This window comes from Shewanella sp. VB17 (assembly GCF_013248905.1).
GTDB lineage: Bacteria > Pseudomonadota > Gammaproteobacteria > Enterobacterales > Shewanellaceae > Shewanella.
On sequence record NZ_JABRVS010000001.1, the window covers coordinates 2,420,602 to 2,437,452 of the forward strand.

Sequence of the window (16,851 nt, forward strand, 5' to 3'; positions counted from 1 at the left end):
GACAGTGACAGAAATTGATGTGATGACAATCCGTTATGATCTTGATTTTTGCTAAAGTAAATGTCGCTATTTAACTCAAACATTGGTCGAGCGGATGTGTGAAAACAGCAAAGTGAATAACAATTTTGCTGTTTTTATTTTTGTGTCTATTAATGGTTAATGTATCTGGTTCCTGAAAAACCTTGGTGAAGTCCAGTTGATATTATCTCATAGCGATCTGAGCTAAATGTTGGAAAAGGATCGAAAACGGCTCTGGGTAAACCGGGAAGTTGGACGAGATAACCTTTAGGAGCAGAGATAAAGCCGACGTCTATACCTGCTCGCTGTAATTCAGATGAGAGTGCGGGTAAATAAAATCCTCCTCCTACATTACACGATTGGAGTTTCAATACTCCGACTTGCCTTAATCCTTGTGCCTTGAGTTGTTCAACCAAACCACGAGGAGAAATTGACGTTTCTATGTCAATATTACCAATACTGACAGGACCATATGGGTTACCATGTGCAACAATGTCTAAGCGGTCATCAAAGGTGAGATCTGCAAGTTGGTTATTGTTCATTTTTGGGAAAATATTCTCCAATCGACGTGATGTAATATACCCATCGCTATATAAATGACTCGCAGGGATCTGGTAACGGCTTTTTACATTATTGGCGTAATGAGTGAATAAGGATTCAGGTTTGCCTTTTCCCAATAATAGTACATGGCGAAATTCGCCAGAGTTAACCCAGTTATTACCACTTTCGGATAACTGTTTAACGACCCAGGATGCTTCTTCTGCTTGAATAATGGGATACTGGCCAAAAGAACCGAGTTCTTCAAAAAGCGCATATTTTTCAGTAGAAGGAAATCGGCGAATACGCCTCAATTTTTGATTAACCTGTGCTACGTAGTCGATACCTTCGACGGCATCAGTTCCTAAATAATGAAACAAACGTGGGCCAATTTCTTCTCCAAGTAGATCTTGATCCAGAAGCTCACTATTTTGAAGCGCTTTTTGTAACGTCATCGGTGTCTCGATGGTCGCTGACTCCGCAGCTGCTAATTCAGCAGCTCTTTGTGTGTATAGCGCATCAGCTACAGTCCCTCCCCGAAACATAGAGCGTGCGAATATGAGTTCTTGCGCTAATTCGCCTAAGGCCAATTCACCCACTATTTCGGGTATGGCTAATTCAGGTATGATTAATAAACCGATACTGATGGCAACAAAAGATACAGATGACCATCGACTGTGGTGTGGTGTTTGTACTTCTTCTCTCGCATAATTTGAAATAGCTTCACCAACGATTGAATATCCGTATTTATGATTAGGTAAAGGTTGAAGTTGGGTATACCAGTTTGACATTACAGCTTGCTTTGAAAGCGTCATATAAGGCCATTGGTGTATTAGCCGTTCTTGGGCATAAGCAGCGACTCTTGCATAAGGGTGCGATCTGTAGAGCGCCTGACTGAACTCATCATATGCTGGATGCCAGACGCTAGCTGAAAGTTGAAGCTGTTTTAACAAAAAGGATTCAATGAGGGTTTGATTATTGGTAAATTCGGCGATCAACCATTGTCTAATTGATGGGTGTTGACGGCTATTAGAAATGTCAGAGAGTGTTCTGATTAACGCTTGTTCGCCATTCATTTTTAAAGCAATATCAAGCGCGACAGAATACACTGCCAATTTAAGCACATTATATTTATAGTAGCGATCAAGATAAGATTCTTCAATATTAGTAGATAGGGGGAGTAGTTCAAGTTCAAAGCGTAAGCTTTGAAAAAAGAGTTGCCTAACACCTTCTATATCAAATAATTCATGATGGGGTAATCCCGTTGATATTGATGTTAAAAACAGTACTGAAGCTTCGTTAATAATGGCCATTTCAGTATGTGATTCTGATGGATATGGCCCATCGATGTTATGCTTGAGCCAATCAATCAAGAGAGAGTTTGTTTGTAGCTCCCCATGCTTCTTATTACTTACATTTAAAGCATCAACGGCCGACAATGCGGTATCATTCCCCTCAAAACTAACCCATTCATCCAGATTTTTTTTAGTATTGTAATGGTGTAAGTGACCTGTTTTTTCGTTATTAGCGTATGAGCTAAAGCTAAAGATAAAAAATAAAAAAAGAATGATAAATGATACTTTTTGTTGTTCCATGGCATATATTCCTGATGGTAACTTATTTTAATCATGCAAGTGGTATAGATTATTGTTGATTATAGATGGTGTTGTTTTTATTAATTTTGTTGTTTTAAAAACATTATTAAACCTAGTTAAAGGCATTTGTATTTCAGGTTACACTTTTTCATTGTTTAATGTCGAGAGGTATATAAACAATTCCGCATTAGATTTAATTACGTCATGTGGCATTGGGGTTGATGATTTTTTCGCCACAAAAAGTTTTTTTGTTATCGTAATGGTTGTGACATAAAAATAGACACTTAGTACTATTATCTCATTTAGTTATAGATATTTTTCATGGTATATTGTTAGCGATAATATAAGGGTATTTTTATCAGTGCTTAATGTAAGAAAACACATTTTTCAATCACTGAAATTTTAATCATTTGCAAGGTGAAGTTACGATGTTGAGTGTCGCAGACAATGTATTTTATATGATGGTGATGGTCATCATATTATTAGTGGTAGCATCCATTACTTGTTATACTATTCAAGTAAAGTCTCCAGATAAAAATTACACAGAGCTACATCAACGTATTCGATCTTGGTGGGTGATGATAGGCATCCTATTTGCTGTGTTGCTCAGTGGCAATACCTTATCTATGGTATTTTTTGCTTTTTTAAGTTTTTTAGCATTAAAAGAATTTCTGTCTATAGTACCTATGCGTCTGACTGATCGTAGAGTCATATTTTGGGCATATTTATCTATTCCATTTCAGTATTATTGGGTAGCAATAGGCTGGTATGGCATGTTTATTATTTTCATTCCAGTGTATGTTTTTTTATTTTTACCAATGCGGATGGTACTTATTGGTGATATGAAAGGTTTTATTCGTTCTGCAGGTATTGTTCATTGGGGAACAATGTTAACAGTTTACAGTATTAGCCATATTGCTTACTTATTAGTATTACCAGAAAAAAACAATCAAGCCGGTATTATTGGCCCTGTATTATTTTTATTATTTATGACGGAGTTTAATGATGTTTGCCAGTATGTATGGGGTAAAATACTGGGTAAACACAAAATAATTCCTAAAGTCAGCCCAAATAAAACGTGGGAAGGTTTTATTGGTGGTGTCGTCACCATTACTTTCTGTTCAGGCTTCATTGCTCCAATGCTCACACCATTGACGTTTAACCAAGGTCTTATGGCTGGAATGCTAATGAGTGTCAGTGGTTTTATTGGTGATGTGGTCATTTCTTCAGTAAAACGTGATTTACACATTAAAGATAGTGGACATCTAATCCCTGGTCATGGTGGAATTTTAGACCGATTGGACAGTTTAACTTATACTGCACCCTTATTTTTTCATTATCTCTATTACGTAAGCTATTAACTATGGATAGATTGTTTAAAATACTTTTTTTTGGATTAATCATTAAGCCTATCGTATTTGTTGTCTTAGGTCTGAATCTTCGTGGTCATGATAAATTACCGAAAAAAGGTCCTGCTGTGATTGTTGCTAATCATAATAGTCATTTAGATACCATCGTATTAATGAGTTTATACCCTTTATCAATGATACACCGAGTACGGCCTGTTGCTGCCGTTGATTATTTTTTAGGTCAAGGTGGTTTGCTCGCATGGCTAGCATTAAAATGTATTGATATCGTGCCTATGGACAGGAGTGGGATCACTGAACGTGAAGCCTTATTTTCAGAGTGTCATAAGGCGCTAGATAATGGTGATATTTTAATTTTATTTCCAGAAGGGAGTCGTGGTAAACCAGAGCAAATGAGTAAGCTAAAAAATGGGGTCTTTTTTTTGCTCAATGAGCGTAATGATACCAAGGTCACGCCAGTGATGTTACAAGGGCTAGGTCGATCTCTGCCAAAGGGAGAAGCACTTTTGGTACCCTTTAATTGTGATGTTATTATCGGTGAAAGTATCACAGTCACCAAACAGGCATCGACATTTATTGAGCAACTTAATCGTGCTTTTAGTACGTTGTCGAAACAGTGTATTACTCATTTTTATCAAGATGTAGACGAAGGCCAATAACAAAGGGAGTTATTGGCCTAACGTGGATCTATATCCAAGCCACTTTAAAGATGCTCGTTTCAAAGTCCCTGCATTTTGAGGTCATTTGGGTATATTAATAACGCGTCTAGATAGATTATTTCGTTCCATGATGCATGCGTTTATACAAGGTCACTAAACCTAAGAGTCCCGCCACCGTTAAATAAACAGAAACCCAAGTTTCAGATAACAGTTCACATGCTAATAAAATAGCGAATAAGCCCATTGTAAAAGCACGATCACTTTTACCCATTGGCCCATCGTATCGGCGGTCATGGTTAATTGTTTGTGCAACGACTCCCGCCATTTCGGTAAATATGCCAACAATAACAAAAGCAACGAGTAAAACAGGTGAAACAATAGAACAGAATGCAAGAGGTAAGTACATGACAGTATCAGAGATGACATCGGTCATTTCATTTAGCATTGCTCCTTTTTTTGTTTGCATATTATGCTCACGGGCTAACATCCCATCAATGGCATTTAATCCCATTCTTAACAAAAGGATGATTGGCAATAAAAGTAATGATATTACAGCCTCTTTGCTGATATAAATAAGCGCACCACAGGATGCGGACAGTAGCACGGCAAACCAAGTCACTTGATTTGCGCTGATCCCTTTATCTGCAAGTTTCACCACGATAGGCCTAAGAACGTTTTGAAATTTTGGTTTAAGATCGTAAATTGTTAACATAAGATACCTTTTTTGTTCATATCTTATCATGTTCAGATTCGTAACGATATTGTCGTATTCGTTGGACGATATGGACTCGTTGCTTACTAAGTTAAGGCCAATATTGAGCGATAGTGACTCGCGGGCATTAAAAATGTAAACTCATCATGTGTATTGATAAGCGCTTAGGCAGGCTATGCGTCATTACCCATAATTAGGTTGCTTGACGTTGTAAGCAATATTTAATCACTTTTACTCATATTGTGGCATTCTATGATTTTGAATCAACGTCAACAAGCACTACTGACTAGAGTTAAGCGTGATGGTCATGCGAGTGTTGAAAAATTGGCCGTGTATTTTGATGTGACTCCACAGACTATTCGCCGTGATATTAATCAACTTGCAGATGCCAGTTTGTTACAAAGAGTGCATGGTGGAGCCAGCACACTCTCTAGTGTGGAAAATGTGGCTTATAATACTCGACAAGTCATGCTTTCCAATGAAAAGACACGTATCGCAGAGTGTCTTGCGTTACAGATCCCTAATCAAGCGTCTTTATTTATTAGTTTAGGGACTAGCACTGAGGCTGTTGCTGGCGCCTTACTGCACCATACTGGTTTGCGTATTATTACCAATAACCTTAATGTCGCCTCTATGATGTGTGATTACACTGATTGTGAAGTGATTGTCGCTGGTGGGATAATGCGTCCTCGAGATAAAGGCATTATAGGTGAGGCTACGATTGAGTTTATTAAAAAATTCAGAGTCGATTATGCCATTATAGGCACATCTAGTATTGAAATGGATGGCACATTACGTGATTTTGATTTAAGAGAGGTTAGAATTACAGAAGCGATTATTGAACAATCTCGTCATGTGTTTCTTGTGGCTGATCATTCAAAATTTAATCGTCCGGCATTAGTTCAATCTGGCCATCTTTCACAAATTAAAGCCTTGTTTACTGATCAATCAGTGAGTGCTGACATTGCACGTGTACTTAATGAAAGTGGCACTGAACTTTATATCGCACATTAATCCTTATCTCTTTCAGCCATAATTAAGGTCCTTATAAACACGCCAATAATGGGTGAAACTGTATTGTTTGTACGGATAGGTTGCCATACTTTTGTATTAAACCGAAAAATTATGTTTGCTTAAATACCATTTATTGTTCGCTTTTATTCAGAAAAGTAATGTAATCTCTGGTCTCACACTTATTATCTTTATTACAACAACATATAACAAGAGCGTAAGTGCCCATCCTTAATTCGTTTATTGGAGTAACGAAATGCAAGATAAATTTATCATGGCCTTAGATCAAGGAACGACAAGTTCACGCGCCATTATTTTTGACCGTGCTGGTAACATGATTTCAATAGCACAAAAAGAATTTAGTCAAATTTACCCACATGCAGGTTGGGTTGAACACGATCCCATGGAGATTTGGGAAAGCCAGCGTAGCGTTGCTATTGATGCACTCAGCCAATCCCAACTTAATAGTAATCAAATCGCTGCAATGGGGATCACAAATCAACGTGAAACAACGGTTATTTGGGATAGAGAAACAGGTCTTCCTATTTACAATGCAATTGTCTGGCAAGATCGTCGTACCGCAGCGTTCTGTGATACCTTGAAAAATGATGGCCTTGAACAAATGATCCGTGATAAAACGGGTTTACCTATCGATGCTTATTTTTCAGCCAGTAAAGTTAAATGGATTCTTGATAATATTGATGGTGCAAGAGAGCGAGCAAACGCTGGGAAACTCGCGTTTGGCACAATAGATTCATGGTTAGTGTGGAATTTGACAAAGGGGCAATCGCATATCACCGATGTCACTAATGCTTCACGTACTATGTTATTTAATATCCATACACTGAGTTGGGATAATGAACTACTGGAATTACTCGATATTCCATTAAGTATGTTACCAGAAGTACGTTCATCCAGTGAGCATTATGGAGTCGTGGTTGATCCTTTATTAGGTGATCATATCCCAATTACGGGGATTGCTGGTGATCAACAAGCCGCCTTGTTTGGGCAGCAATGTACTCAGCCTGGCATGGTAAAAAATACATATGGGACAGGGTGTTTTATGATGATGAATACAGGCACTCAACCTGTGGCATCGCATAATAATCTCATTACGACGATTGCTTGGCAATATAATGGGCAAACCCATTATGCACTCGAGGGAAGTATTTTTAGTGGTGGTGCTGTGGTGAAATGGCTACGTGATGGGATAGGCTTAATTAACTCATCTGCAGAAGTCATGCAATTGGCAGGAAGTGTCAAAGACAGTGATGGTTTATATTTAGTGCCTGCTTTTGCTGGGTTAGGTGCCCCACATTGGAATCAAGAAGCGCGAGGCTCAATGTTCGGTGCGACACAAGGAACTACGGCTGCACATATTGCCCGTGCAGGATTAGAAAGTATTGCCTATCAAACACGTGATGTACTTAACGCAATGGAAGCAGATTCTGGTATTAGTGTGCCGGAATTACGTGTCGATGGTGGCGCCTCGGTGAATAATTTATTAATGCAATTACAAGCTGATATCTTAGAACTTGGTGTTATCCGACCAAAAGTGACCGAAACAACGGCATTGGGCGCTGCTTATTTTGCGGGGTTAGCGGTAGGTTATTGGAATGATATTGATGACGTACAAGGACAGTGGCAATTGGATACACGTTTTGACCATAGTATGAGCAAGAGCGATATTGAACAGCGTATAAAAGGTTGGCAGCGTGCTGTTGATGCAACTTGTTTTTGGGCTGATCAAGATAAATAAAAAGAACTCAGTGTTGATGTTTCAGTAGCATGGTTTTTTAAAGCAATGCAACTCAATTATCAATAATTGGTCTGCAACAATATAGGTTAATGGAATAATTATGACTCCTCTTTTTGCTGAATTTATCGGTACCACGCTATTAGTGTTACTTGGGAATGGCGTGGTCGCCAATGTACTTTTAAATAAAACGAAAGGCCAGAACAGTGGTTTGATCGTGATTGCTTTTGGTTGGGCGATGGCGGTATTTATTGCCGCATTTAGTGTTGCAGCGTATAGCGGAGCACATTTAAATCCAGCTGTCACACTGGCATTGGCTTTGTGTAATAAGTTTGCTTGGAGTGGGGTTTTTGGCTACATTTGTGCGCAAATGGCAGGGGGCATGGTAGGGGCATTTCTAGTGTGGTTTATTTATAGAAAACACTTTGAAGATACTGAATGTGGTGATACTAAACTAGCTGTTTTTTGTACAGGGCCTGCAATACGCAGTATGTCGGGGAATTTAGCGTCAGAAGTCATTGCCACGTTTGTATTGGTATTTGCTATTTTACATATGGTGTCGCCACAGGTGTCTTTAGGGGCGATGGATGCCTTACCTGTCGGATTGGTCGTACTTGGTATTGGTGTGTCATTGGGTGGCACGACAGGTTATGCAATGAATCCAGCACGTGATTTAGCACCACGTATTATGCATTCTATACTGCCCATTGCCGCCAAACGTGATAGTGATTGGTCTTATTCTTGGATCCCAGTCGTCGGCTCATTAACTGGTGGGGCATTAGCTGCAAGTTTACATCTTGTCTTAGCATTGTAAATAACAGGTTTAATATAGTGAAGTAAAAAACCACAGCTTGCTGTGGTTTTTTTATGGATATACACGGCACTGAAATATAAATAACAATAAAGCGAATCTTTTCGAAAATTAAATGTTGTTTAATGTTCGTTTCTGGCGTAAATTTAGCCTGTTGAAACATTCATTCGAACAAGAGTATTTTATGATTTATGATCTGTTAGTGATTGGTGGTGGCATTAATGGTGCGGGGATTGCGCGTGACGCTGCTGGCCGTGGTTTATCTGTTTTATTGTGTGAAAAAGATGATTTAGCACAGCATACTTCATCGGCTAGCACTAAATTAATTCATGGAGGATTACGTTATCTTGAGCACTATGAATTTTCACTTGTGCGTAAATCATTAAAAGAACGTGAAATATTACTCCGTTCTGCGCCACATATCATTGGACCTCTACGTTTCATTATGCCCCATGCGCCTGAACAACGACCGACTTGGTTGATTCGAGCGGGATTATTTCTTTATGATCACTTGGCCAAACGGGAAATACTGCCTGGAAGTGAGTCGATTAAATTGGGCCAACATCTTACTGGTGAACCGTTAAAAAAAGGATTCAAGCAGGGTTTTGCTTATTCAGATGCTTGGGTACAAGATGCAAGACTTGTGGTATTAAATGCGCTTGATGCTAGAGAGCGCAGTGCGCACATATTGACACAAACCGAAGTGATTGCCGCAAGACGAGAGGGCCAATATTGGCATGTATCATTAAAAAACAGTGACGGAGAAATAGAAGACGTTATCGCTAAGGGAGTGGTGAATGCCGCGGGTCCATGGGTGGACAACATTTTAGGTCAGGTTACTCAAACGGGCTCAGCGCACAAGATGCGGCTAGTTAAAGGTAGCCATATTATTGTTAAGCGACTTTTCGATCATCCTTATGCTTACATTTTTCAAAACCCAGATAAGCGTATTATTTTTGCCATACCCTATGAAAATGATTTCACTCTCATTGGTACCACGGATGTTGAATACCAAGGTGATCCAGGAGAAGTGACCATTGACCATGCTGAAGTAGAGTATTTATGCCAGATGAGTAATCGCTATTTTGAACAACAAATAATGCCGAGTGATGTGATTGCAACCATGTCTGGCGTACGACCATTATTTAATGATGAGGCTAATAGTGCGGCGAGTGTGACTCGTGATTATTCGTTAGAGCTTTGCTTTGAAAATAATGCAGCACCTTTGGTGTCAATTTTTGGAGGAAAACTAACCTCTTATCGCAAATTAGCTGAAGAAGCGATTGATTTGATCGCGCCTCACTTAGGCAACAAGCAAGGACGTTGGACAGAAGGTGAGTGTTTACCGGGAGGAGATATACCCAATATGGATATGTCTCATTTTATTCAGCTATGTCAAGAAAGATACCCTTGGATCCCAGCAACAATTATCGTACGCTATGCCAAGTCTTATGGCACTCGGCTACATCAGCTTATTGGCTCAGCAAAGTCACTCGATCAGCTTGGGATAGAAATTGCCCCTACTCTTTTTGAAGCAGAGGTCATGTACTTAATCAATGTTGAATGGGCAAAAACAGCACAAGACATTATATGGCGCCGTTCAAAATTGCAGTTACATCTCCAAGACAGTGATATTGCAAAGTTAGAAGACTGGCTCGCTGTTCACTTTAGTTCAGCGGCAGCGTTAACAAATAACCTTGCTTGGTCTACATCATTGACGACGGGGGAGGTGTCCATATAAATATTTACCCTACCGCGATGCTATCGTCATGAATGGCTGGGCTAAGATGAGCCAGTCAAACAGTGTAATATCATGTCGCGTGCTAGGATCTGCTTTGAACGCAATAGGATGCCATTTTATAATTTTCTATTGTTATATCTCTCCAAAAACTAAGCTTTATGACTGGATTAGCAGTAAAGCACTTAAGTTACCAATGAAAAGCGATGCCTCTATACGAGTAAGCTTGTATCCAGTCTGTGACCCTCCATCTTACTTGAATCGGCCATGTTACAGGTTCAGATACACCAATACAGAGCCAAATAACCTGAACTCGGGATAACGAGTGTCAGACATGTCTTATTTTTAATTAAAATCAACAAGTTAAACTCCATCTGTTGTTATTCACCCACCCACTTGCTTAATGCCGACATTTTTGTCGATATCAAGGCGGGATTTCGTACGTAATAGCTGGCTATGACTAGAAAGCACAACAAAGATAGGGGCCAAAATAGCGATATTAAGCGGCGCTGCTTACACCCGAGCTCAGGTTAAATAGGTCGCTATAGCGTATTGGTATTCCTATTTTTCATTGTGGTGTCATGGTTAATAGTGGCTCTCTTTCATTTTTGCGGTATTTTGTGCTGATTAAGCATGATTCTAACAATGTACAGATGGTGTACTTTACTGTTTACTCTTCAGTTTTTTTGTTACATTAGATGTCAAAGTTAACATTTGATATTTTATTGTATTATTTTGTTTCTGTGTTATTTAGTTAAATAATCTGTAAATACCCCCTAACAACTCATTATTTAGCTGAATATTTGCTGAATAGTGTCTAAATAATACAATTATACCACTGAAATATGCTTTGAATGATTGGTTGTTACTTGGGTGTTTATGATTTCCGAAGTAATTTCTGTGATCTGTATCACACTTACAATATTTTGGTAGGTTGCCGTATTGTTGCTAACTGATTGGTGTTAAATGTCGTAAAAACTATAAATACTAGTGTTTAACTCTGTCTTTGTGTTGTTGGTAGTTTTATTTTTATTTACCCTCATAGTTACTTACCTTTTTTATTGTTTTAATCAACCTTTTGGCATCATTGGTTAATGAGGTTGAGAATTGACTGTGTTCTGGTGAATCTTCACTATCAGACTAAGCGCTGCACGATTACATATTTACACATAGAAAAGCGCAATAATTAGGGAGTCAGCTTACATGTTAACAAAATCACTCTATTCACCTAGTCAATTAACCTCAGCGATTAAGCTAAGTTTAATTGCCGCCGTATCAACCACAGCATTGACCGTTTCAACCCATGTCGTTGCCGCAGAAGATAATGTGGAACGTATTGAAGTGACGGGATCACGAATTCAACGAAGCGACATGGAAACGGCATCACCGGTTACAGTGATTGATGCGGCAACCATTAGATCTGAAGGTTACACATCCGTTGGTGAGTTATTACAAGCGCAAACATCAATGGCTGGTGCTGCTGAGGGAGCAAGCAGTAACAACGGCTCAGGTGGTATCGCGAAAGTCGATCTGCGTGGGATGGGACCTGAGCGCACTTTAGTATTGCTCGATGGACGGCGTATGGTGAACTCTGGCGCTGGTGCGGACAGCTCAGTGGATCTTAACTCTATTCCCGTTGCTATGATTGCTCGGGTTGAAATATTAAAAGATGGCGCCTCTGCGGTATATGGCTCAGATGCGATTGCCGGCGTTGTGAACATTATCACTAAGAAAGATTTTGAAGGTTTCCAGTTTGATGTCACTGGCGGCATGACAGATAAGAGTGACGGTGAAAATGGTGATATCAGTGCACTTTACGGGTTTAATACTGATACGGGGAATTATACCTTTGGTGCGGCTTATTCAGAACGCAAAGCCGTCATCCAATCTGATAGGGATTGGACAGATGCAGGTAACAGTTCGTTTACTCCACAAGGTGGGATTGTTGGGAATAAATTTGATGAAAATGGTAATCCAGAACTTGATGATAAAGGTAATATAAAACAAGAAGTTAAAAATAATAATAACGGAGTTTGGGGGCCGCAAGAGCAAGGCTATGATTTTACTCAAGATAGCTATTATCAAACACCAAGTAAGCGTTATAGCTTGTTCGCCAATATGACTCAAGAATTGGGTTCTGATATCGTTTTGACTGGTGATATCCTTTACACCAAGCGCCAATCTAACCAGCAGTTAGCCGCCCAACCGGCCGACTTATTGTTAGATGTCTGTCAAGCGGGCCAAGATAAATCGACGTGTGTCGATATTGATAATGATATGGCTGCTGCGGGTATTGTTGCCGATGAAAATGGACAAGTGAATTATCGAAAACGCATGAATGACGTTGGACCGCGCATTTACAGTCAAGATACAGATACGTATCGAATATCAGCAGGTCTTGCAGGTTCATTAGATGTCAATACCGGCATGAATTGGGATGTGTCTTATACTTACGGTAACAACAAAGCCACAGATTCAGTTGAAAATGCCATCAATGCCAATTTAATGACCAATGCTATTTATGCCGATCAAGGTCCCTGGTTTAGCGGTGAGCCAGTGACAGATCAAGGCTTGTTAGACAGTGTGGGTTATACCGAAGAATCTGATGGTGGCAATGAGCAACATGTATTTGCAGCGGGTCTCAATGGCGAGTTAATGGAGCTGGATGCGGGTGCGGTTGGCTTTGCTATTGGGGTTGAATACCGTTACGAAAGTGGTTATTACAACCCAGATCCTCTTGTTGTGGCCGGCGAAAGTACTGCAGCGCAACAAGATCCAACTGAAGGCAGTTATGATGTTTTTTCCGTATATCAAGAAATTAGTGTGCCCTTCACCGACAAGTTAACCGGTGAATTTGCCCTGCGTTATGATGAATATTCCACTTTTGGCAGTGCGGCGACCTGGAAAGTCGGGTTAACCTATGAAGCCACCGATGATTTGATGCTTAGAACGGTTGCCTCAACCGGATTTCGCGCCCCGAGTGTGACAGAGCTATACGGCGGAGATACCGGCTCTTATGATTATTTAACTGATCCTTGGGGCAGAGAGCAAGATCCACAAATATTAGTTAATTATACTTCAGATGATGATCTACAAGCCGAAGAGTCTGAGTCTTATACCGCGGGGTTGGTTTATTCACCTAGCTATGTTGATGGCATGTCATTAACCCTTGATTGGTGGCGGATTAAAATTGACAATGCCATTGCGCGCCAGAACACTCAAACTGGGCTTAATGAGTGTAATAAAGGTATTCAGTCAGCTTGTGATGAGTTTAACATCGGTGAAGATGGCGATTTAACCAATCTGACCAGCTCGCTTACAAACGTGGGTTCTCAAGACACCAGTGGGATTGATTTTAACCTAGCGTACAGCTTTGAAGGCTTAGGTTTAGACTGGACTATTAGCAACGACACAACCTACTTGCTCAATTTCGAGCAGGATGGTGAAGATTATACAGGGACTATCGATGGCAACTTTGGTGCTTATGCTCAAGTGCGTAACAACTTTAGTATTAAGGCTGCACGAGGTGATTGGAGTGTGATGTATTTTAATCGCTATATCGGTGAAATGGATGATGAATATACCGACACAGATGCAAATGATAAGCCGTATGATGTTGTAGGAAAAGTCGATGCTGTTCTCTATCACAATGTTTCCGGTACTTATCATATCAACGATGAGATAATGTTGAGCCTTGGGGTTAAAAACCTAACCGATGAAGAGCCATCAACCGTGTCTAACGGCACTGCTGGTGGTACCATCCCTGAAGTGTATGACACCATAGGCCGTCAGTATTATGCTGGTGTTAGCATGACGTTCTAAAATGATACCTGTACAGTAAAAAAAAGCGCCTTTATGGCGCTTTTTTACTGTTTATTGAAAAGACTTAATAATCTTAGTCCAGTCCCTTAGTAACCGAACGCATTTGAATTAATTCAATTTTATAGCCATCAGGATCTTCGATGAAAGCGATTTCAGTTTTCCCACCAGCCACCGGACCTGGCGCTCTGACTATTTTCCCCCCAGCTTGCTCGATAGATTGACAGCGAGCATAAATGTCTTGTTCACCTATGGCCAAATGACCAAAAGCATCACCGTGCTCATAGTGATCAGTATCCCAGTTATAAGTGAGTTCAATGACAGCAGTGCCTGTTGATTCCTTATCAAAACCGACAAATGCCAAGGTGTATCGATATTCCTTGTTTTCAGAGCGGCGCAGTAGGGTCATGCCGAGTACATGAGTGTAAAATGCAATACTGGCTTCAAGGTTGGTTACGCGGATCATGGTATGCAGCAGCTGTGGCATAATGTTCTCTTAGATTGATGATTGGGCTGGGCGGTTGTTAATTTATGACACTGGAATATAGCATGAATGAGGCTAATCTTGCGTGGCTTCACATATATTTCTGACAGGAGTTGGCAAGTGATTGATAAGAGGCAATAATAAACTAGACCGAATTTTTGGAGTATTCAATGGACATTGAATTAAAAATGGCGCTCGTAACAACGCTTATTATAGGCGTGTTTCTCTCTATTTTCTTTGTATGTTTATATTAAAGACGATAGCAATAAAAAAGCCGCCTAGCGGCATTTTTTATGTGTGTAATAAGGTGTTTGGGAGCCGGTGTTGAGGTGTCATACAGCATAGACTTTGTCTTTAAATTCACATAGATCTTCAATTAAGCAGCTACCACAGCGAGGCTTACGGGCGATGCAAGTGTAGCGCCCTTGGAGAATGAACCAGTGATGTACGTCGACTTTGAACTCGGCAGGTACTACTTTCAACATTTTTTCTTCGACTTGATCGACATTTTTGCCCATGGCAAATTTTGTTCTGTTAGCCACACGAAAAATATGGGTGTCGACGGCAATGGTTGGCCAGCCAAATGCTGTATTTAACACCACATTGGCAGTTTTACGGCCCACACCGGGCAAGGCTTCAAGTGCTTCACGATCTTCGGGGACGTTACTATTGTGCTTATTGATTAAGATGCCACAGGCCTTGATGACGTTGATGGCCTTGTTATTATATAACCCAATGGTTTTGATATACTCTTTGAGTCCATCAACCCCTAAATCATAGATAGATTGAGGTGTGTTAGCCACGGGGAAAAGTCTATCAGTGGCTTTGTTGACACTCACATCTGTTGCTTGGGCCGACAAGGTGACCGCAACAAGCAGCTCAAATGGGCTCGAAAAATTAAGTTCAGTTTCTGGATGAGGGTTATTATCTCTTAAGATCGCTAAAATAGCGTGCCTTTTTGCCTTATTCATTTCTATTTAACACTCTACTTTTATGTCAATGGGTATAAAGGGTTAGCCTACTGTTGTGATCCTAGCACGTGTTATCACTTCTGGAGTTTCTTGAGCTGGTCCTCGTTCTGCTAATTTTTTGTCTATGATATTTTTGAATGCAATTAAAAATCCCATTGCAATAAAAGCGCCTGGGGGGAGCATAGCGAGTAGAAAACTGGTTTCTAGGTGCCATAAGTGAATGGTTAGCCCTGAAGCCCAATCACCGAGCAAAAGATCTGCACCACTAAATAAAGTACCTTGGCCTAATATTTCACGGCAAGCGCCTAAAAGTGACAAGACTAACAGGAAACCTAAGCCCATCATAAAACCATCAAAAGTAGATTTAAGTAAAGAATTACGCGATGCAAATGCCTCTGCTCTGCCAATGATCACGCAGTTAGTGACGATGAGTGGCAGGAAAATGCCTAAAGATAAGTATAAACCGTAAGCATAGGCGTTGATGAGCAGTTGAACGCAGGTTACCAGAGCTGCGATGATCATCACAAATACGGGAATACGAATTTCCTTAGGGACGAAATTTTTCACTAAAGAGACCAATAAGTTAGATCCAATCAGTACAGCCATGGTGGCTAAACCTAACCCTAACGCATTCGTTAACGTTGCTGTAACGGCCAATAAAGGGCAAAGGCCGAGTAGCTGTACCAGTCCAGGGTTGTTTTTCCACAGCCCTTGAAGTGCGATGTGTTTGTACTCATTCATAATTTACTCCACAATTACCAGGTCTTGTCAGTAATCTATTTTGATTTGCCTTGAAATAGAGTAGAGTACGCTTAATGGCGTTTACATAGGCTCTGGGGGTGATGGTAGCACCGGTAAATTGATCTATTTGTCCACCATCTTTTTTGACATTCCAGCGTATATCATTTTCAGAAAGTAAAAACATACCGTTAAAACTGTGTACCCAGTCTGATTTTCTCAGATCTATTTTGTCTCCTAATCCAGGAGTTTCTGCATGAGACAGTGTTCTGACTCCGAGCACTTCACCTGCCACGCTTATACCGATGATAAGGTGAATATTGCCGTTGTAACCATCGGGCGCCACGGTTTCAATTGCGATGGCAACCGGTTCATCCTTCATACTTGCAATGTACGAGGGAAGTGGCGTGTCGATGCCTAATGCTGCCTCATCGTGGATTAAAATACAATGTGCGAGAAGTTCATTATCATGTACATGATCGGGAATAATTTGATGCAGTACACGTTTTAACTCAAGTTGTTGTTGCTCTTTTATTTTATCAAAAGTTTGTTGATTAATTAAGGCGACAAGCCCTGTACAGAAAAAGGCAAATACCGCCAATAACAAACCGTTTTTTAACATTGTTTTTTTCACA

The 16,851-nt window shown here is 40.2% G+C and carries 13 protein-coding genes; 7 read left to right on the forward strand and 6 right to left on the reverse strand.

The genetic code is table 11. The features are described from left to right. Window positions 1–149 precede the first annotated feature (149 nt). A complete protein-coding gene (locus HQQ94_RS10385) occupies window positions 150–2,150 on the reverse strand; it encodes a hypothetical protein (protein WP_173294356.1) in 2,001 nt (666 codons plus the stop codon). Window positions 2,151–2,578: 428 nt separating this feature from the next. Between HQQ94_RS10385 and HQQ94_RS10390 the strand changes: the two genes are divergently transcribed. Continuing rightward, window positions 2,579–3,511 (forward strand): phosphatidate cytidylyltransferase, encoded by a 933-nt coding sequence (locus tag HQQ94_RS10390; RefSeq protein WP_173294357.1) that lies wholly within the window; start codon window positions 2,579–2,581, stop codon window positions 3,509–3,511. 2 nt (window positions 3,512–3,513) lie between these two features. Next, window positions 3,514–4,176, forward strand: coding sequence for a lysophospholipid acyltransferase family protein (locus HQQ94_RS10395; protein ID WP_173294358.1), 663 nt, complete (start codon window positions 3,514–3,516; stop codon window positions 4,174–4,176). Window positions 4,177–4,291: 115 nt separating this feature from the next. Here the strand turns inward: HQQ94_RS10395 and HQQ94_RS10400 are convergent, their stop codons facing one another. After that, window positions 4,292–4,888 (reverse strand): CDP-alcohol phosphatidyltransferase family protein, encoded by a 597-nt coding sequence (locus HQQ94_RS10400; protein ID WP_173294359.1) that lies wholly within the window; start codon window positions 4,886–4,888, stop codon window positions 4,292–4,294. A 252-nt stretch (window positions 4,889–5,140) separates the two neighbouring features. Between HQQ94_RS10400 and HQQ94_RS10405 the strand changes: the two genes are divergently transcribed. From HQQ94_RS10405 to HQQ94_RS10425, 5 genes are all read left to right on the forward strand, one after another. Next, entirely contained in the window at window positions 5,141–5,902 is a 762-nt protein-coding gene (locus HQQ94_RS10405; protein ID WP_173294360.1) for a DeoR family transcriptional regulator, read from the forward strand. A gap of 253 nt (window positions 5,903–6,155) precedes the next feature. Then, the gene (gene glpK / locus HQQ94_RS10410) at window positions 6,156–7,658 is read left to right on the forward strand and encodes a glycerol kinase GlpK (RefSeq protein ID WP_173294361.1); all 1,503 of its coding nucleotides are present in this window, start codon (window positions 6,156–6,158) and stop codon (window positions 7,656–7,658) included. A gap of 100 nt (window positions 7,659–7,758) precedes the next feature. Further along, window positions 7,759–8,469, forward strand: coding sequence for an MIP/aquaporin family protein (locus tag HQQ94_RS10415; RefSeq protein WP_173294362.1), 711 nt, complete (start codon window positions 7,759–7,761; stop codon window positions 8,467–8,469). 112 nt (window positions 8,470–8,581) lie between these two features. After that, on the forward strand, window positions 8,582–10,207 hold the full coding sequence (glpD, locus tag HQQ94_RS10420) for a glycerol-3-phosphate dehydrogenase (protein WP_254304041.1): 1,626 nt from the start codon (window positions 8,582–8,584) through the stop codon (window positions 10,205–10,207). A 1,200-nt stretch (window positions 10,208–11,407) separates the two neighbouring features. Then, window positions 11,408–14,026: a TonB-dependent receptor gene (locus tag HQQ94_RS10425; RefSeq protein WP_173294363.1), complete on the forward strand. Its 2,619-nt coding sequence runs from the start codon at window positions 11,408–11,410 to the stop codon at window positions 14,024–14,026. Between the two features lie 73 nt (window positions 14,027–14,099). On the opposite strand, the gene gloA is transcribed toward HQQ94_RS10425, so the two are convergent. From gloA to rsxG, 4 genes are all read right to left on the reverse strand, one after another. Then, window positions 14,100–14,510 carry a lactoylglutathione lyase gene (gene gloA / locus HQQ94_RS10430; protein ID WP_173294364.1) on the reverse strand — a complete coding sequence of 137 codons (411 nt, stop codon included), beginning with the start codon at window positions 14,508–14,510 and terminating at the stop codon, window positions 14,100–14,102. Between the two features lie 329 nt (window positions 14,511–14,839). Continuing rightward, a complete protein-coding gene (nth, locus tag HQQ94_RS10435) occupies window positions 14,840–15,478 on the reverse strand; it encodes an endonuclease III (RefSeq protein ID WP_173294365.1) in 639 nt (212 codons plus the stop codon). Between the two features lie 42 nt (window positions 15,479–15,520). After that, entirely contained in the window at window positions 15,521–16,219 is a 699-nt protein-coding gene (locus tag HQQ94_RS10440; protein WP_173294366.1) for an electron transport complex subunit E, read from the reverse strand. Further along, entirely contained in the window at window positions 16,212–16,838 is a 627-nt protein-coding gene (rsxG, locus tag HQQ94_RS10445; protein ID WP_173296605.1) for an electron transport complex subunit RsxG, read from the reverse strand. Before rsxG ends, HQQ94_RS10440 begins: the two co-directional genes overlap by 8 nt. Window positions 16,839–16,851 lie beyond the last annotated feature (13 nt).